At 67.8% G+C, this 17,626-nt stretch carries 14 protein-coding genes, 1 rRNA gene and 1 pseudogene; 7 read left to right on the plus strand and 9 right to left on the minus strand.

The genetic code is table 11. The features are described 5' to 3' along the window. The 3 genes from F3J14_RS26525 to F3J14_RS26535 form a co-directional block, all read left to right on the plus strand. On the plus strand, positions 1–1,019 hold a 1,019-nt coding region (locus F3J14_RS26525; protein ID WP_247682290.1), incomplete at its 5' end, for a thioredoxin family protein. 53 nt (positions 1,020–1,072) lie between these two features. Beyond that, positions 1,073–1,816 (plus strand): peptide-methionine (S)-S-oxide reductase MsrA, encoded by a 744-nt coding sequence (msrA, locus tag F3J14_RS26530; RefSeq protein WP_166725492.1) that lies wholly within the window; start codon positions 1,073–1,075, stop codon positions 1,814–1,816. Positions 1,817–2,035: 219 nt separating this feature from the next. Next, positions 2,036–3,157: an aromatic ring-hydroxylating dioxygenase subunit alpha gene (locus F3J14_RS26535; protein ID WP_166725493.1), complete on the plus strand. Its 1,122-nt coding sequence runs from the start codon at positions 2,036–2,038 to the stop codon at positions 3,155–3,157. A 52-nt stretch (positions 3,158–3,209) separates the two neighbouring features. On the opposite strand, the gene hydA is transcribed toward F3J14_RS26535, so the two are convergent. The 5 genes from hydA to F3J14_RS26560 form a co-directional block, all read right to left on the minus strand. Further along, positions 3,210–4,667 carry a dihydropyrimidinase gene (hydA, locus tag F3J14_RS26540; RefSeq protein ID WP_166725494.1) on the minus strand — a complete coding sequence of 486 codons (1,458 nt, stop codon included), beginning with the start codon at positions 4,665–4,667 and terminating at the stop codon, positions 3,210–3,212. A 46-nt stretch (positions 4,668–4,713) separates the two neighbouring features. After that, on the minus strand, positions 4,714–6,222 hold the full coding sequence (locus F3J14_RS26545; protein WP_105830975.1) for an NCS1 family nucleobase:cation symporter-1: 1,509 nt from the start codon (positions 6,220–6,222) through the stop codon (positions 4,714–4,716). Positions 6,223–6,321: 99 nt separating this feature from the next. Further along, positions 6,322–7,629 carry an NAD-dependent dihydropyrimidine dehydrogenase subunit PreA gene (preA, locus tag F3J14_RS26550; protein WP_105787772.1) on the minus strand — a complete coding sequence of 436 codons (1,308 nt, stop codon included), beginning with the start codon at positions 7,627–7,629 and terminating at the stop codon, positions 6,322–6,324. Between the two features lie 72 nt (positions 7,630–7,701). Then, positions 7,702–9,039: an NAD(P)-dependent oxidoreductase gene (locus F3J14_RS26555; protein ID WP_166725495.1), complete on the minus strand. Its 1,338-nt coding sequence runs from the start codon at positions 9,037–9,039 to the stop codon at positions 7,702–7,704. Positions 9,040–9,168: 129 nt separating this feature from the next. Next, positions 9,169–10,449 (minus strand): Zn-dependent hydrolase, encoded by a 1,281-nt coding sequence (locus F3J14_RS26560; protein ID WP_166725496.1) that lies wholly within the window; start codon positions 10,447–10,449, stop codon positions 9,169–9,171. A gap of 363 nt (positions 10,450–10,812) precedes the next feature. Here F3J14_RS26560 and F3J14_RS26565 point away from each other — a divergent pair, with 363 nt between their 5' ends. Further along, a complete protein-coding gene (locus F3J14_RS26565) occupies positions 10,813–11,505 on the plus strand; it encodes a TetR/AcrR family transcriptional regulator (RefSeq protein ID WP_012372092.1) in 693 nt (230 codons plus the stop codon). Between the two features lie 112 nt (positions 11,506–11,617). On the opposite strand, the gene F3J14_RS26570 is transcribed toward F3J14_RS26565, so the two are convergent. The 3 genes from F3J14_RS26570 to F3J14_RS26580 are packed head-to-tail and all read right to left on the minus strand — an operon-like array spanning position 11,618 to position 15,306. Continuing rightward, entirely contained in the window at positions 11,618–12,808 is a 1,191-nt protein-coding gene (locus F3J14_RS26570) for an acetyl-CoA C-acetyltransferase (RefSeq protein ID WP_126224018.1), read from the minus strand. Between the two features lie 36 nt (positions 12,809–12,844). After that, positions 12,845–13,612, minus strand: a complete 768-nt coding sequence (locus tag F3J14_RS26575) for a 3-hydroxyacyl-CoA dehydrogenase (protein ID WP_166725497.1) — start codon at positions 13,610–13,612, stop codon at positions 12,845–12,847. Positions 13,613–13,632: 20 nt separating this feature from the next. After that, positions 13,633–15,306 carry an acyl-CoA synthetase gene (locus tag F3J14_RS26580; RefSeq protein ID WP_166725498.1) on the minus strand — a complete coding sequence of 558 codons (1,674 nt, stop codon included), beginning with the start codon at positions 15,304–15,306 and terminating at the stop codon, positions 13,633–13,635. A 135-nt stretch (positions 15,307–15,441) separates the two neighbouring features. Between F3J14_RS26580 and F3J14_RS26585 the strand changes: the two genes are divergently transcribed. The 3 genes and pseudogenes from F3J14_RS26585 (at position 15,442) to F3J14_RS26590 (ending at position 17,299) form a co-directional block, all read left to right on the plus strand. Continuing rightward, positions 15,442–16,446, plus strand: a complete 1,005-nt coding sequence (locus F3J14_RS26585; protein ID WP_166725499.1) for an AraC family transcriptional regulator — start codon at positions 15,442–15,444, stop codon at positions 16,444–16,446. 73 nt (positions 16,447–16,519) lie between these two features. After that, positions 16,520–16,838: pseudogene (locus F3J14_RS35825) on the plus strand (hypothetical protein); the annotation flags it as partial. Between the two features lie 89 nt (positions 16,839–16,927). Continuing rightward, positions 16,928–17,299: a nuclear transport factor 2 family protein gene (locus tag F3J14_RS26590; RefSeq protein WP_166725500.1), complete on the plus strand. Its 372-nt coding sequence runs from the start codon at positions 16,928–16,930 to the stop codon at positions 17,297–17,299. A gap of 211 nt (positions 17,300–17,510) precedes the next feature. Here F3J14_RS26590 and rrf read toward each other — a convergent pair. Next, positions 17,511–17,623: ribosomal RNA gene (rrf, locus tag F3J14_RS26595) — 5S ribosomal RNA — on the minus strand. Between the last annotated feature and the right edge of the window lie 3 nt (positions 17,624–17,626).

Here is a 17,626-nt window from a genome sequence, read left to right on the forward strand (position 1 = left end):
TCAGGTTCAGTTGCGTGTCGGAATCGCCGACGCACACGCGGATCGGCGGGGCCTTCGACGTGGCGCGGGAGCCGGGCGCCGTGCAGTGGCTGAATTCGCCGCCGCTGACCGCGGCCGGCCTGCGCGGCAAGGTCGTGCTCGTCGATTTCTGGACGTATTCGTGCATCAACTGCCTGCGCACGCTGCCGTACACGACCGCTTGGGCGCACAAGTACGCGCCGTACGGGCTCGTCGTGATCGGTGTGCACGCACCGGAGTTCGCGTTCGAGCGCGACATCGGCAACGTGAAGAAGGCCGTGCGTGACCTCGGCATCGACTACCCGGTCGCGATCGACAACGGCTATGCGATCTGGCGCGCGTTCGGCAACGAATACTGGCCCGCGCACTACTTCGTCGACGCACAGGGACGGATCCGCCATCACCACTTCGGCGAAGGCGAATACGCGCAGTCGGAACGCGCGATCCAGTCGCTGCTCGCCGAAGCCGGCCACCCGGAAGCGCTGAATGTGCCGCTCGGGCTCACCGGCGCGCCCGCGAAAGGCGCGCTCGCGGCGGCCGACAGCGCGGACGTCCGCTCGCCCGAAACCTATGTCGGCTATGCGCGTGCGGAGGACTTCACGTCGCCGGGCGGCGTCGTGCGCGACGCGTCACACCGCTACGACGCGCCCGCTCACCCCGACCTGAACGACTGGGGCCTCGCCGGCACGTGGCAGGTCGGCGCCGAGCGCGCGACGCTCGCCGCGCCGGCCGGCCGGATCGTCTATCGCTTCCATGCGCGCGACCTGCACCTCGTGCTCGGCCCGGGGGCGAACGGCAAGCCGGTGCGCTTTCGCGTGACGCTCGACGGCGCGGCGCCCGGCGCGGCACACGGCGCCGACGCCGACGCGCAGGGCTACGGCACCGTCACCGGCCAACGCCTGTACCAGCTGGTGCGGCAGCCGGGCACGATTGCCGATCGCACGTTTTCGATCGAGTTTCTCGATCCGGGCGTCGATGCGTATGCGTTCACGTTTGGTTGAGTGCCGCGGCCCGGACCACCTTATTTCGTCCCTCGTTTTCGAAGGAGCAACTCATGATCCCGACATCCACTCGCGATTCCGCACCGCGGCGGCGGGCGGCCATGCTGCGCCGCATCGGCGCGATCGCCCTCGCGGCCGCCGCCGTGTTCGGCTACCAGCGCGTCGTCAGTTCCGCGGAACCGATGCGCACGGTGCCCGCGCCGACGCTCGACGAAACCCCGGGCACATCGCACGAGGAAACCGCCGTGATCGCCGGCGGCTGCTTCTGGGGCGTGCAGGGCGTGTTCGAGCACGTGAAGGGCGTGAAGCAGGTCACGGCCGGCTATGCGGGCGGCGCATCCGAAACCGCGCATTACGCGCTGGTCGGCACCGGGCTGACCGGCCATGCGGAATCGGTGCGCATCGTCTACGACCCGACGCAGGTCACGTACGGCCGGCTGCTGCAGGTGTTCTTCTCGGTCGCGCACGATCCGACCGAACTGAACCGCCAGGGCCCCGACGAAGGTTCGCAATACCGGTCCGCGATCTTCCCGACCACCGCGCAGCAGCGGGCCGTCGCGACCGCGTACATCGCGCAGCTCGGCACCGCGCACACGTTCCCGTCGCCCGTCGTCACGCGCGTCGAGCCGTACAAGGGCTTCTATCCGGCCGAGGCGTATCACCAGAACTACCTCGAGCTGCATCCTGACGCGCCGTACATCGCATACAACGACATGCCGAAGGTTGCCGGGCTGAAGCAGCGCTTCCCGACGCTGTATCGTCCCGACGCGGTGCTGTGGCGGGACGCCCATCTGTGACAGTTCGCCGGCGGCGCGGCGGCCCGGCCCGCGGCATGACGCGGCCGGCCCGCGCCGCCGGCCGTGTTTGAGCTGCATCAACGAAACGCATGCCGCGCCGACGGGGCAAACCCCGATCAGGTCAGCTGCACGGGCCAACTTCGCGTAGACTTCTCCAGATCAGTCCCCGCCGCATCACGCGGCGCCCGGAACTCACCAGCTTGCCAGGAGGCGTCACGCATGCGCGCAGTGCCTTTGTCTGACAGCAGCACCCTTGAAGAACCGTCCACCGGCGCGGTCGTGCGCGACCTGCGCCGCGTGCCCATTCATCCCGACCACTGGTATCCGCTCGCGTGGTCGCGCGAGCTCAAGCGCGGCAAGACGCTCGGCGTGCGCTTCGCCGGCGATCCGATCGTGCTCGTGCGCACCGAATCCGGCGCCGTGTATGCGCTCGAAGATCGTTGCGCACACCGCCAGGTGCCGCTGCATGCGGGCGTCGTGTCCGGCGAAACGCTGCGCTGCTGCTACCACGGCTGGACCTACGCGTGCGACAGCGGCCGCTGCGTCGACGTGCCTTACCTCGGCCGCGAGCGTTTGCCCAACGGCGTGCGCGCGTATCCGTGCCGCGAGGCGCACGGGCTGATCTTCGTGTTCCCCGGCGACGCGACGCTCGCCGACGAACGCCCGTTCCCCGCGCTCGAATCGGCGGACGACCGTGCATTCAAGACACGCCGCTTCGGCCGCGAGGTCAAGTGCCACTACTCGTTCATGCACGAGAACCTGATGGACATGAACCATCAGTTCCTGCATCGCAAGCAGATGGGACAGATGCGCGCGCGCAGCCTCGGCCGCCGGCGCGGCGACGACTGGGTCGAGGTCGACTACACGTTCGCGCGGATGGAAGGCAAGCAGCCGGTCGGCGAGGCGCTCGTGTTCGGCGCCAGCAAGAAGCCGGCCGACCAGTCCGACAAGAGCGTGATGACGGTGCGCACCCTCTACCCGTACCAGACGCTGCAGATCCGCTCGAGCGAGGGCACGCTCGTGATGGACCTGTGGATCGTCTACGTGCCGCTCGACGCGGAGCAGCGCACCAACCGCACGTTCGGCGTGCTGTCCATCCACAAGCCGGGCATCCCGTTCGCGCTCGATCTCGCGTGGCCGCTGCTCGTCTGGTTCACCGAGCGGATCTTCCGCGAGGATCGCTGGATCGTCGAGCGCGAGCAGGAAGCGCACGACCGGCAGGGCGCCGACTGGAACCACGAGGTGTTCCCGGTCATCAACGAACTGCGCGACCTGCTGCGCCAGTGCGGCGCGCGCACCGTGATCCCGATCCGCGAAGCGAACGCGGGCGACGCGCGCTGACCGCCGCGGCGAGCGCGCGCGCCTTCGTCCGGTTCGCGCGCTTCGCCCTCGCTCAGCCGGCGCGCTCGACCGGATGCGGCTCGCGCAGCCGGTTCGCGATGCGGGCGGCCTCGTAGTAGCCGGCGGCAGGCGGCCGCTGCAGGTAGCGGCCCGCGCCGCGCACCGCACGCAGCTCGCCGTCGGCCCATGCGAGCGCGCCGCGCGTGAGCGTGTGCGTCGCGACGCCCTGTACCGTCATCCCTTCGAACACGTTGAAGTCGACCTGCTGGTGATGGGTCTTCACCGAGATCGTCTTCGTCGCGGCCGGATCCCACACGACGAGGTCGGCATCGGCGCCGACCTGCACCGCCCCCTTGCGCGGATATAGGTTGAAGATCTGCGCGGCGTTCGTCGACGTGATCCGCACGAACTCGTTCGGCGTGATGCGGCCGTGATTCACGCCGTGATGCCACAGCACCGACATGCGGTCCTCGACGCCGCCGCAGCCGTTCGGAATCTTCGTGAAGTCCTCGCGGCCCATCGCCTTCTGCGACGCGCAGAACACGCAGTGGTCGGTCGCCGTCGTATGCAGCTGGCCGGCCTGCAGCCCGCGCCACAGCGCCTCGCGATGCTCGGCCGAGCGGAACGGCGGGCTCATCACATGCGCGGCCGCACGCGTCCAGTCCGGGTCGCGATAAACGGCCTCGTCGATCACCAGGTGGCCCGGCAGCACTTCGCCGAACACGCGCAGCCCTTCGCTGCGCGCGCGCGTGATCGCATCGACTGCGTCCTTCGACGACACGTGCACGATATACACGGGCACGCCGAGCACCTGGGCAATGCGAATCGCACGGTTCGCGGCTTCGCCCTCGACCTCGGGCGGACGCGACAGCGGATGCGCCTCCGGCCCGGTCATCCCGCGCGCGAGCAGCGCCTGCTGCAGCCGGAACACGAGTTCGCCGTTCTCCGCGTGCACGGTCGGCAGCGCGCCGAGTTCGAGCGAACGCGAGAAGCTGTTCACGAGCACCTCGTCGTCGGCCATGATCGCGTTCTTGTACGCCATGAAGTGCTTGAAGCTCGACACGCCGTGCTCGCGCACGAGCGTGCCCATGTCGCGGTGCACCGATTCGTCCCACCACGTGACGGCCACATGAAAACCGTAGTCGGCCGCCGCCTTCTCCGCCCAGCCGCGCCATTCGCGGAACGCGTCCATCAGCGGCTGCTTCGGGCTCGGGATCACGAAGTCGATGATGCTCGTCGTGCCGCCCGACAGCCCCGCGGCCGTCCCTGAATAAAAGTCGTCGCTCGCCGTCGTGCCCATGAACGGCAGTTCCATGTGCGTATGCGGATCGATGCCGCCCGGCATCACGTACTGGTCGTGCGCGTCGACCACCGTCGCGCCGGCCGGCGCGTCGATCGTCTCGGCGATCTGCAGGATCGTGCCGCCGTCCTGCGGGTCGGCACACAGTACGTCCGCGCGATAGGTGCGGTCCGCATCGACCACGGTGCCGCCGCGAATCAGGATTGCCATGTCGTTGCCTCCTCGTTGATTGTCGGGTGCCGCATGCCTACGCGCATCACGCACTCGCGATCTGCGCGCGCTGGGCGGCGCGCCACTTCATCCAGGTGCCGTACACGCCGGACGCCAGCACGAGGCCGACGAACCACGCGTACGTGTAAAGCGTGTTGAAGAAGGCCGGCACGTTCGGGAACGACGCCGGGAATGCGGTATGCAGGAAGCCGGGCAGGTTCGGCAGCACGCCGATCGCGAGCGCGGCCAGTGCGGCCGGGTTCCAGCCGCGCGCATAGCTGAAGTCGCCGCGCTCGTCGAACAGCGCGTGCGTATCGAGCCGTGTGCCGCGAATCAGGAAGTAGTCGACCATCAGGATGCCCGCGACCGGGCCGAGCAGCGCCGAATAGCCGACGAGCCAGGTGAAGATATAGCCGTCGGTTGTCGCGAGGATCTTCCACGGCATCATCACGATCGCGATCGTCGCGGTGATCATCCCGCCGGTGCGATACGAGATCGCCTTCGGCCACAGGCTCGAGAAATCGTAAGCGGGGCCGACGAGGTTCGCCGCGAGGTTGCAGCACATCGTGTCGAGCGTGAGGATCACGAGCGCGATGCCGACACCGATGCCGGTCATCCGGCTCGTCAGGTCGATCGGATCCCAGATCGCGTTGCCGTAGATCACGACGGTCGCCGACGTCACGACGACCGACACCACCGACAGCAGCGCCATCGGCAGCGGCAGCCCGATCGACTGACCGATCATCTGGTCGCGCTGCGAATGCGCGAAGCGCGTGAAGTCGGGAATGTTCAGCGCGAGCGTCGCCCAGAAGCCCACCATCGCGGTCAGGCCCGGCCAGAACGTCGCCCAGAAGAGTCCGGCCTTCTTGCCGCCCGCGACGAACTGCGACGGCGCCGACAGCATCGAGCCGAAGCCACCCGCCTGCGACGTCGCCCACCACACGAGCGCGACACACATCACGACCTTGATCGGCGCCGACCAGCTCTCGAGCCAGCGGATCGAATCGGTGCCGTGCAGGATGAAGTACAGCTGCAGCGCCCAGAACACCAGGAAGCACGCGAGCTGCCCGAACGAGATGCCGACGACCGGCAGCGCCGCGCCGTGCAGCGCGTTGCCGGTCAGGATGTTCAGCAGCGTGTAGATTGCACTGCCGCCGAGCCAGGTCTGGATGCCGTACCAGCCGCATGCGACGATCGCGCGCAATAGCGCCGGCAGCTTCGCGCCCTGCGTGCCGAACGACGCACGCACGAGCACCGCGTATGGAATCCCGTGCTTCGCGCCCGCATGGCCGACCAGCAGCATCGGCACGAGCACGATCAGGTTGCCGAGCAACACGGTCAGCACCGCCTGCCACGGCGACATGCCTTCCTGGATCAGCCCGGCCGCGAGCATGTACGACGCGATGTTCATCACCATCCCGACCCACAGCGCCGCGAAGTGGTACCACCGCCACGTGCGCTGCGCCGCCGTCGTCGGCGCGAGGTCGTCGTTGTACAGGCTGCCGGCCGGCGCCGCGGCGCTGTCGGCATCGGCGGGAATCGCTGCTGGTTTCATCGAAAGCGCTCCACGTAAACGTCAGCGCCGGCATCGCGCGATGCCGGCGAAACAGGACAAAAGCAGCGGCGCGACCCGTACCGCGCCGCCGGCCGCCGGTCAGGCCGCCTTCGCGTGCTTCGCGGGTTCCACCGGGCCGGCACCCGCGTCGGCACGCGCCGGATTGTTCGGATGCGTGGTCCAGTTCGCATAGTCGCCCGCGTCGACCCGCTCCATCGTGATGCATTGCTCGACCGGACACACATGCATGCAAAGATTGCACCCGACGCACTCCGCGTCCACCACTTCGAAATGCCGCACGCCGTCCTTCTCGGCGGTGATCGCCTGGTGCGACGTGTCCTCGCACGCGATATGGCACAGCCCGCACTGGATGCAGCGGTCCTGGTCGATGCGCGCCTTGATGTCGTATTTCAGGTTCAGGTATTTCCAGTCGGTGACGTTCGGCACCGCGCGGCCGCGGATGTCGTCGAGCGTCGCGTAGCCCTTCTCGTCCATCCAGTTCGACAGCCCGTCGGCGAGATCCGTCACGATCCGGAAGCCGTAGTGCATCGCGGCGGTGCACACCTGCACGCTGCCGGCGCCGAGCACCATGAATTCGGCCGCGTCGCGCCACGACGAAATCCCGCCGATGCCGGAAATCGGCAGGTTGGGCGTTTCCGGGTCGCGCGCGATCTCCGCAACCATGTTCAGCGCGATCGGCTTGACCGCGGGGCCGCAATAGCCGCCGTGCGTGCCCTTGCCGTCGACGGTCGGCATCGGCGCCATCTGGTCGAGGTCCACCGCGACGATCGAGTTGATCGTGTTGATCAGCGACACGCCGTCCGCGCCGCCCTTGTAGGCGGCGCGCGAGCCCATCCGGATGTCGCTGATGTTCGGCGTGAGCTTCACGAGGCACGGCAGCTTCGTGCCTTCCTTGACCCAGCGCGTGACCATCTCGACGTATTCCGGCACCTGCCCGACGGCCGCGCCCATCCCGCGCTCGCTCATCCCGTGCGGGCAGCCGAAGTTCAGCTCGACCGCGTCGGCGCCCGTATCCTCGACGAGCGGCAGGATCCATTTCCAGTCGCGCTCGTTGCACGGCACCATCAGCGACACGATCAGCGCGCGGTCGGGCCAGTCGCGCTTCACCTGCGCGATCTCTCTCAGGTTCACGTCAAGCGGGCGGTCGGTGATCAGCTCGATGTTGTTCAGCCCGGCGATCCGCTGGCCGTTCCACTGCACCGCGCCGTAGCGCGAGCTGACGTTGACGACGTGCGGATCGAGCCCCAGCGTCTTCCAGACGACGCCGCCCCAGCCCGCCTCGAATGCGCGGTTGACGTTGTACGCCTTGTCGGTCGGCGGCGCGGAGGCGAGCCAGAAGGGATTCGGCGAAGTGATGCCTGCGATGGTGCAGCGAAGGTCGGCCATGTTCGGCTCCGTGAAAATGGGGCGTTTATCGTGATCCGCGCGGCGTGCGCGATGCCGTTGCGTAGGCCGCGCTCACGCGGCCTTGGCGTCGCGCTGCGCGAGCGCCGCGTCGATCGCGGCCGCGGCGCGCTTGCCGTCCTGCACGGCCTGCACCGTCAGGTCGATACCGCCCGTCGCCGCGCAATCGCCGCCGGCCCACACGTCGGGCAACGCGGTGCGTCCGTCCGCATCGACCGCGATGCGCGTCCCGTCCGCCGTCAGCAATGCGGCCGCTATACCGTCCGGCACCAGCGTCTGGCCAATTGCCTTCAGCACCATGTCCGCGTCGACGGTGAAGCGTTCGCCCGACGCAGCCTCGAATTCGACGCCCGTCACGTGCCCGTCCGCGCCCGCGATCCGCACCGGCTTCGCGTGCGTGACGAGCGTGACGCCGCTCTTTTGCGCGAACTCGCGTTCGGCCCACGTCGCGCTCATCGCGTCCACGCCGCGCCGGTACACCATCGTCACGCGCTCGGCGCCGAGCTTGCGGCTCTGCACGGACGCGTCGATCGCCGTGTTGCCGCCGCCGATCACGACCACGCGCCGCCCGACCGGCACGTTCTCCAGCCCGTCGGCCTGTCGCACCTGCTCGATGAAGTCGACCGCGTTCATCACGCCGGTCAACTGCTCGCCGTCGATCGCGAGCGTGCGCACGCCGCCCAGCCCCATCGCGAGAAACACCGCGTCATGCTGCTCGCGCAATGCGTCGAGCGTCATGTCGCGGCCGAGCGCGACGCCCGTCTCCAGCGCGATACCGCCGACCGACAGCAGCCACTCGACTTCGCGCTGCGCGAAATCGTCGACGGTCTTGTACGCGGCGATTCCGTATTCGTTCAAGCCGCCCGCCTTCGGCCGCGCGTCGAACAGCGTGACGCGATGCCCGGCAAGCGCGAGCCGGTGCGCGCAGGCGAGCCCGGCCGGCCCCGCGCCGACCACCGCGACATGCCGCCCCGTATCGGGCGCACGCGTGAAGCGCACCGCACCGGTCGCCATCGCCCAGTCGGTCGCGTGCCGCTGCAGCGCGCCGATCGCAACCGGCTGCGCGTCCTGGTGATTGCGCACGCACGCGCCTTCGCACAGGATCTCGGTCGGGCACACGCGTGCACACATCCCGCCGAGCGGATTCGCGGACAGGATGTCGGTCGCCGCGCCCTTCAGGTTGCCGTTGCCGATCTTGCGGATGAAGCTCGGGATATCGATCTGCGTCGGGCAAGCCTGCACGCACGGCGCGTCGTAGCAGTAGTGGCAGCGGCTGGCGGCCGCCGCGGCGGCAGTCGGATCGAGCAGCGGCGCGATATCGGCGAATTCGCACGAGAGTTGCGTGGACGTCAGGCGATGCGCGGCGATATCGCCGGTTGGCTTGGTGGTCATACGCGTTCCTTCGACTGAGTGGAGACAAAGCCGTCCGCGCCGGCTGTGAATGCACAGTCGGGTCGGCTATGTTTTGGAGTGCTACGGTCAGGCGATGAGCAGCCTGCCGGCCGCGCTATATTCGATCCGTCATGAAGCCGGCTCGCACGCACGCGAGAGCATCGCGTGCAGCAGCACGTTCGCGCCTGCCTCGATCCATGCAGGCGTCGCGTCCTCGATCTCGTTGTGGCTGATGCCGTCGACGCAGGGCACGAACACCATCGACGTCGGCGCGACCTGCGCCAGATAGCACGCGTCGTGTCCCGCACCCGACACGATGTCGCGATGCGAGTAGCCGAAGCGGTCGGCCGCGTCGCGCACGGCCGCCACGCAGGCCGGATCGAACGCGACGGGCTTGTAGTAGAAAATCTGCTCGAGCGCGGTCTCCAGCCCGATCTCGCCCGCGATGCGCGCGACGCCGTCGCGCAGCGCAGCGTCCATCTTCGCGAGCACGGCGTCGTCCGGATGACGGAAATCGACGGTGAAGAACACGCGGCCCGGAATCACGTTGCGCGAGTTCGGATGAACCTGCATCATCCCGACCGTCGCGCAACCGAACGGCGCGTGATCGAGGCCGATCCGGTTCACGAGATCGACGACGCGCGACGCGCCGAGCAGCGCGTCGCGGCGGCGCGGCATCGGCGTGGGCCCCGCATGCGCTTCCTGGCCGGTGAACGTGATCTCGTACCAGCGCTGCCCCTGCGCGTCGGTCACCACGCCGATCGTCTTGCACTCCGCTTCGAGAATCGGCCCCTGCTCAATATGCAGCTCGAACGCCGCATGCAGCTTGCGGCCGCCGCACGGCACGTCGCCGGCATAGCCGATGCGCGCCAGCTCGTCGCCGATCGTCTTGCCGTCGACGTCCTTGCGCGACAGCCCGTATTCGAGCGAAAACACCCCCGCGAACACGCCCGACGCGACCATCGCCGGGGCGAAGCGCGAGCCTTCCTCGTTGGTCCAGATCACGACCTCGATCGGATGCTCGGTCTCGATGCCGTGATCGTTCAGACTGCGAATCACCTCGAGGCCGCCGAGCACGCCGTAGATGCCGTCGAAGCGGCCGCCCGTCGGCTGCGAATCCGCGTGCGAGCCGGTGACGACCGGCGCCGCGTCGGCCGCGCGCCCTGCGCGACGCATGAATACGTTACCCATCGTATCGACCGTCACCGTGCAGCCGGCCGCCTTGGCCCAACTGACGATCAGGTCGCGCCCGGCCTTGTCGAGATCGGTCAGCGCGAGGCGGCAGACGCCGCCCTTCGGCGTCGCGCCGATCTTCGCCACCTCCATCAGGCTGTCCCACAGCCGTCTGCCGTCGACCTTGATCGACGTGTCGAATGCTGCCCGCTTCACTGTTTCCGATACCGTGTCCATTCGTATCGCTCCTGTGGGGTCGTCATGTCGTGATCCCGGTCGGTGCCGGTGCACGCATTACTGCTGTCGGGGCAAACCCGCACCTGCGCGGTGCAGGTGCGCATCGTTCGTGCGATTCGTCCGATCGATCGGCGGGGTGCTGGCACTGCGTTCCGCCGCTCGTCGAATCCTGTCCGATTGGACAGGTTTTAGACCATCAAAATGTCCAGCGCAACGTCTTTCTTGCGTGACCTGTTCGAGCGAGAAACGTGCCATCGCATCGCAGCATCGCGCACGCACGGATCCATGCGCGCACGTGCGTTCGATGCAGACCTGCGACTAGAATGAAGCCCAACGCGGCACGCCTGCCGCGCGAGGGCAACGATGAGACATGACGAAGCGGCCGCCGCAGCCGGCGGCCACGACGAAACGGGCACGCCTTTGCGGCGACGCAAGGCGCACATTCGCGAGTCCAACGAAGCGCATCTGCTGGCCTGCGCGGAAGCCGTGTTCGCGGAGCGCGGGCTCGACGGCGCGAGCACCGCGATGATCGCCGAACGGGCAGGCCTGCCGAAGGCGAACCTGCATTACTACTTCCCGACGAAGCTGGCGTTGTACCGCCGCGTGCTCGACGACCTGTTCGAAGACTGGCACCGCGCGGCCGGCTCGTTCGAGGCCGGTGACGATCCGGTCGAGGCGATCGGCAGCTACGTGCGCGCGAAGATGGATCTGTCGCGACGGCGCCCGCTCGGCTCGAAAGTGTGGGCCAACGAGATCATCCACGGCGCCGAGCACATGCAGGACATTCTGTCGGAACGTGTGAAGCCGTGGTTCGACACGCGCGTGAACGTGATCGAAGGCTGGATCGCGCGCGGGCTGCTCGCACCGATCGATGCGCACGCATTGATGTACCTGATCTGGGCGACCACGCAGCACTATGCGGATTTCGATGCGCAGATCCGCGCGCTGAGCGGCAAGCGTGCGTTCACGCAGAAGGCCTTCGCCGAGAAGACCGAGCACGTCGTGCAACTCGTGATCCGCGCGTGCGGTGCGGTGTCGCCGGGCGCGAGCGCGTAGCGCGATCGCCCATTCCCGGGAAAACAAAACGGGCGACGGACACGATGCCCGCCGCCCGCGTCGCGAGACGGCGTACGTGCCGTCCCGCGCGTGATGCGTAAACGCGTGCGCGTTACGCGACGCGCTCGATCGCGATCGCCGTCGCCTCGCCGCCGCCGATGCACAGCGATGCGATGCCGCGCTTCAGGCCATACGATTCGAGCGCGGCCAGCAGCGTCACCATCACGCGTGCACCCGATGCGCCGATCGGATGGCCGAGCGCACATGCGCCGCCGTGCACGTTGACCTTGTCGTGCGAGAGGTCGAGATCGCGCATCGCGGCCATCACGACCACCGCGAAGGCTTCGTTGATCTCGAACAGGTCGACGTCGCGCAGGTTCCAGCCGGTTTTTTCGGATAGCTTACGAATCGCGCCGATCGGTGCCGTCGCGAACAGGCCCGGCTTGTTCGCGTAGGTCGAATGCCCGACGATCACGGCCTTCGGCGTGAGGCCGAGCCGCTCCGCTTCCGAGCGACGCATCATCACGAGCGCGGCCGCGCCGTCGGAAATCGACGACGAATTGGCCGCCGTTACCGTGCCGCCTTCGCGGAACGCCGGCTTGAGCGTCGGAATCTTGTCGAGCTTCGCTTTGCCCGGTTGCTCGTCGATCGACACCACCGCTTCGGTCTTGCCGGCCTTCACGGTCACCGGCGCGACCTCCGACGTGAAGCGCCCTTCCGCGATCGCACGTTGCGCACGCGTCAGCGACGCGATCGCGAACGCATCCTGCGCCTCGCGCGTGAACTGGTAGGCCTGCGCACAATCCTCCGCGAACGTGCCCATCAGCCGGCCCTTGTCGTATGCGTCCTCGAGCCCGTCGAGGAACATGTGGTCGAGCACCTGGCCGTGACCCATGCGCATCCCCGCGCGCGCCTTCGGCAGCAGGTACGGCGCATTCGTCATGCTCTCCATCCCGCCCGCGACCGCCACGTCCGCCGACCCGGCCAGCAGCAGGTCGTGCGCGAACATCGCGGCCTTCATCCCGGAGCCGCACATCTTGTTGACCGTGGTCGCGCCCGCGGCCAGCGGCAATCCGGCCTTCAGCGCGGCCTGCCGCGCCGGCGCCTGACCCTGGCCGGCCGGCAGCACGCAGCCGAACACGATTTCATCGATGCGCTCGGCCGGCACGCGCGCGCGCTCGAGCGCCGCGCGGATTGCCGCCGCGCCGAGCTCGCTCGCGCTGGCCCCGGCGAGGTCGCCCTGAAAACCACCCATCGGCGTGCGTGCCGCACCGACGATTACGATCGGATCCTGTGTCGTCATGATCGAGTTTCTCCAGTTCCAGTTCCAGTTTCAGTTTCAGCGCGGCGCCATGCGCAACGCACCATCGAGACGAATGACTTCGCCGTTCAGCATCGTATTCTCGGCAATGTGGCGCACCAGCGCCGCGAATTCGTCGGGGCGGCCGAGCCGCGGCGGGAACGGCACGCTCTTGCCGAGCGCGTCCTGCACGTCCTGCGGCATGCCGGTCATCATCGGCGTCGCGAAGATGCCCGGTGCGATCGTCACCACGCGAATGCCGAACCGCGCGAGTTCGCGCGCGATCGGCAGCGTCATGCCCACCACGCCGCTCTTCGATGCCGCATACGCGGCCTGCCCGATCTGTCCGTCGAACGCCGCGACCGACGCGGTGTTGACGATCACGCCGCGCTCGCCCTGCGCGTCGGCGTCCTGCTTCGACATCACTTCGGCCGCCAGCCGGATCATGTTGAACGTGCCGACCAGGTTGATCGACACCGCGCGCGCGAAGCGCTCGAGCGAATGCGGGCCTTCGCGGCCGACGACTTTCTCGCCCGGCGCGACGCCCGCGCAGTTCACGAGCGCGTCGATGCGGCCGAACGCATCGCGCGCGGCGGCAACGGCCGCTTGCCCGTCGGCTTCGCTCGTCACGTCGGTCTTCACGAAGCATGCGGCCGCACCGAGTTCGTGCGCGAGGCTCGCGCCGGCATCCTCATTGACGTCCAGCAACACCGCCTTGCCGCCTTCAGCCACCACCATGCGCGCCACCGCGGCGCCGAGGCCCGAACCGGCACCCGTAACCAGAAAAACGCGATCCTCGATATTCATTCGCACTCCGTATTCAGTCTTCAGGATTGAGCAGCTTTCTCGGCTTCCATCTTGCGCAGAACGAAACGCTGGATCTTGCCGCTCGGGGTTTTCGGCAGCGCGTCGACGAAGTCGATCGCGCGCGGATACGCGTGGGCCGACAGCCGCCGCTTCACGTGCTGGCTCAGTTCGTCGGCCAGCGCCGGCGTGCCTTCAAAACCTTTCGACAGCACGACGAACGCCTTCACGATCTCCGTGCGCTCCGGGTCCGGCACGCCGATCACCGCGGCCTCGCTGACGGCCGGATGCTCGATCAGCGCGCTTTCCACGTCGAACGGGCCGATCCGGTAGCCGGACGACGTGATCACGTCGTCCGCGCGGCCGATGAAGCTCACGGTGCCGTCCGGCTCGAGCTCGACGTTGTCGCCGGTACGGTAGTAGCCGCCCGCGATCGCCGGCGTATCCTGCTGCCAGTAGCCGTAGAACCACAGTAGCGGCGAGCGTGCGATGTCGATCGCGAGGTTGCCGGGCTCGCCCGGGCCGAGCTCGCGACCGGCTTCGTCGAGTACCGCGACGCGATAGCCGGGCATCGCGAGCCCTGCAGAACCGACATGGACGACGTGCGTGAGCCCGTGATGGTTGTTCACGACCATCCCGAGTTCGGTCTGGCCGTAGTGGTCGTGGATCGGCGCGCCGAGCGCCGCGTGGAACCAGCGCACGACTTCCGGATTCAGCGGTTCGCCCGCGCTGCTGACGACCCGCAGTTGCCCTTTCAGCCGCGCCGCCACTTCGGTGCCGGCCGCCATCAGCATCCGATACGCGGTCGGCGAACCGGCGAGGCTCGTGATGCCGAGCCGTTCGATCACGTCGCAGGTGCTGTCGACCGTGAAGCTGCCTTCGTACAGCGTCGTGGCATGGCCGAGCAGCAGCGGGCCCGTGATCGCGTAGTAGAGACCGTATGCCCAACCCGGATCGGCGATGTTCCAGAAGCGGTCGCTGTCGCGCAGGTCCACCGCGTCGCGCATGTATGCGCCGAACGCGAGCAAGGCGCGCAGCGGCACCGGCACGCCCTTCGGCAAGCCCGTCGTGCCCGACGTCGACATCATCATGAACAGGTCGGTGCCCTTGCGCAGCACTGGTTCGAACGTGCCCGACTGCGCGTCGAGCGCCGCACGGAAATCGATGTCGCGGGCCGGCAGCGTGTCGCCCGGCTCGCGCACCGTGGCGACCGGCGGGCAATCCACGATCTCGTCGAGCTTCGCGCGATTCGCGATGTTGGTGACGATCAGCCGCGCATCGCTCATGCGCAGCCGGTGCTCGATCGCCTTCGGTCCGAATGCGGTGAAAAGCGGCTGGTAGACGGCGCCCGCGCGCCATGTGCCGAGGATCGTCGCGACGAGTTCAGGCGTGCGCGGCAACAGGCCGGCCACCACGTCACCCGGCTTCACGCCCTGCTCGACCAGCAGGTTCGCGACGCGCGCCGACAGCGCCTGCATCTGCGCGAACGTGAAGCTGCGGTGCCGGCCGCCGACGTCGATCCAGTCGAGTGCGATCGCGTTCGCGTCCGCCGCCGCATGCCGGTCGCAGCATTCGACGCAGGCGTTCAGGCCCTGCTCCAGGTCGCCGTGCAGATATGCGGCGGCGGTCTCGATACGGAAGCCGGCCACGGCGTCGGCGTAGGCCGGCACCTCCCGGGCAGTTGCTCCATCACGCATGCGTGTCTCCTGTTCGTTATGACCGCCGGCGAACCGAGGGTATATCGATGATGGTAGACAGCAGTCACATTGCAATCAATGACAAACAGAATCTAGAATCGTGATCGCTTTTGCCATGTCTGGAGGGCATGAAAAATGGGGCCGCAGATGATCTCGCCCGATTTCGTCGAGGATGCGCTCGAGAGCCTGAGCCGGCAACGGATTCCGGCCGGGCCGGTGCTGCACGCGGCCGGCCTGCCGGCCGCCGTGCGCGGGCCCGTCACGCCGCAGCAGTATGGCCGGCTGTGGCTGGCGATCGCCAGCGCGATCGACGACGAATTCTTCGGGCTCGCGGCCCGCCCGATGCGGCGTGGCAGCTTCATGCTGCTGTGCCATGCCGTGCTGGATGCGGGCACGCTCGAGAAGGCGCTGCGGCGTGCGCTGCAGTTCCTGCGCGTGGTGCTCGACGAGCCGCACGGCGAGCTCGTAGTCGCCGACGGGCAGGCGCAGATCGTGCTCAAGCAGGCGGGCGCGCCCTATTCCGCGTTCGCTTACCGGACGTTCTGGCTGATCCTGCTCGGCGTCGCCTGCTGGCTGACCGGCCGGCGTATTCCACTGCAGCGCATCGATTTCGCGTGCCCGAGCCCCGACCACCGCAGCGATTACCACCAATTCTTCGGGGTACCGGTCCATTTCGACCGGCCCGACAGCCGGCTCGCCTTCAACGCCGCGTATCTCGCGCTGCCGACGATCCGCTCCGCACAGGCACTGAAGACCTTCCTGCGCGGCGCGCCCGGCAACTTGCTGGTTCGCTACCGGCACGACACCGGCTGGGTGGCAAAAACGCGCGCGCACCTGAAGGCACTGCCGGCCGCCGAGTGGCCGGACTTCGACACGCTCGCCGTGCGCCTCGGCACGACGCCCGCGACGTTGCGGCGACGCTTGCGCAGCGAGGGACAGAGCTTCGCGTCGATCAAGGACGAACTGCGTGGCGCACTGGCCCAGTCGCTGCTGCGCGCGCACAGGCTCAGCGTCGCGGAAATCGCGGCCGAACTCGGCTTCACCGAACCCAGCGCGTTTCATCGCGCGTTCCGGAAATGGACGGGGACGAGCCCGGGCGCGTTTCGGCGCGACGTCAATGCGGCGCAACCGGAGCATTGATGCGCTGCGGGGCCGGGCGGGCGCGCTGCGGGGTCGGTGCGACATGCCGTCTACCCGCGCGGCTACTGGCTTGCTGACTTTCGTCGCGAGTCTGTTTCGCGGCGAACGCGGCTGGATCGCATCGACTGGTTTTTGGTGTGCGCGGCGCTAACGGCGATATCGCTCTGAATGCTGACCCGGCGACCCGACGATGTCGATCTGCCTGGCACGCTGGTCGAGCTTGCCGGCCTCGGTCCGACCGGACGCTGTGCGTCCTCAAGTACGCGCTGAGCACGTGGAATGTCGCGATTGCGTTCTATCCCTCGGTCAATATCCTCGCGTCGATAGGTATCTGCTTGCTGATGATGGTGGCATCAGGCGCTGTCGAAAGCGGAGTAGTCTCTGTCGAGTAGCCGTGATGGCGGAATACGAAGGCCGCCGCGGCCACGCCCGGCGAGCATGCGTGGAATCCTGATCCTTCGAACTGATGCGAGGGCCCGATATGGATGCAGTTCGTGCAGTCATCGAACCGTATGAAGCCGCACTTCGAGCGGCGATGCTCACCAACGACGTCGACGCGCTCGACACGTTGCTGGATGACGATCTGATCTTCACCGTCCCGACCGGGCAGGTCATTGCGAAGCACGAAGATCTGTCCGTGCATCGCACGAAGCTGCTGCGCCTCGACGCACTCGATATCCAGGAGATGGGGACGAAGATGATCGGCGAGATGATTCTCACCACGACGAAGGCGATGCTTGCCGGTCGTTGCGACGGCGCCGCATTCAACGGCATGTTCGCCTATACGCGCCTGTGGCGGCGGTCGGGGAGCAACTGGCGTGTGGTTGCAGGACATGCATCGCAGATCGGTTGAGCTGCGACATGCCGGCAATCGATGAACTGCGGGATCCAAAAGTGAGTCGATGCCGCGACTGTCACGCACCGACATGCTCTGCGCGCAGGGACCTGCGCCCGTGACGGGAAGAAGAGATGCGCCAACGACGGCCGCCTCGCGGCCATCGCTCTTTTCGTCGCACAAATGCAAAAACCCCCGCCTTTACGGGCGGGGGTTCTTGGCTTAGGGAGCCTGACGATTACCTACTTTCACACGGGAATCCGCACTATCATCGGCGTAGAGTCGTTTCACGGTCCTGTTCGGGATGGGAAGGGGTGGGACCGACTCGCTATGGTCATCAGGCAA

The organism is Burkholderia sp. Tr-862 (assembly GCF_011753085.1).
GTDB lineage: Bacteria > Pseudomonadota > Gammaproteobacteria > Burkholderiales > Burkholderiaceae > Burkholderia > Burkholderia ambifaria.

Coding starts and splice junctions, on each gene's coding strand:
- F3J14_RS26575 (WP_166725497.1), bottom strand. CDS start 13,612: ATGAATATCGAGGATCGCGTTTTTCTGGTTACGGGTGCCGGTTCGGGC.
- F3J14_RS26570 (WP_126224018.1), bottom strand. CDS start 12,808: ATGACGACACAGGATCCGATCGTAATCGTCGGTGCGGCACGCACGCCG.
- preA (WP_105787772.1), bottom strand. CDS start 7,629: ATGGCCGACCTTCGCTGCACCATCGCAGGCATCACTTCGCCGAATCCC.
- F3J14_RS26585 (WP_166725499.1), top strand. CDS start 15,442: ATGGGGCCGCAGATGATCTCGCCCGATTTCGTCGAGGATGCGCTCGAG.
- F3J14_RS26580 (WP_166725498.1), bottom strand. CDS start 15,306: ATGCGTGATGGAGCAACTGCCCGGGAGGTGCCGGCCTACGCCGACGCC.
- F3J14_RS26560 (WP_166725496.1), bottom strand. CDS start 10,449: ATGGACACGGTATCGGAAACAGTGAAGCGGGCAGCATTCGACACGTCG.
- msrA (WP_166725492.1), top strand. CDS start 1,073: ATGATCCCGACATCCACTCGCGATTCCGCACCGCGGCGGCGGGCGGCC.
- hydA (WP_166725494.1), bottom strand. CDS start 4,667: ATGGCAATCCTGATTCGCGGCGGCACCGTGGTCGATGCGGACCGCACC.
- F3J14_RS26565 (WP_012372092.1), top strand. CDS start 10,813: ATGAGACATGACGAAGCGGCCGCCGCAGCCGGCGGCCACGACGAAACG.
- F3J14_RS26535 (WP_166725493.1), top strand. CDS start 2,036: ATGCGCGCAGTGCCTTTGTCTGACAGCAGCACCCTTGAAGAACCGTCC.
- F3J14_RS26590 (WP_166725500.1), top strand. CDS start 16,928: ATGGATGCAGTTCGTGCAGTCATCGAACCGTATGAAGCCGCACTTCGA.
- F3J14_RS26555 (WP_166725495.1), bottom strand. CDS start 9,039: ATGACCACCAAGCCAACCGGCGATATCGCCGCGCATCGCCTGACGTCC.
- F3J14_RS26545 (WP_105830975.1), bottom strand. CDS start 6,222: ATGAAACCAGCAGCGATTCCCGCCGATGCCGACAGCGCCGCGGCGCCG.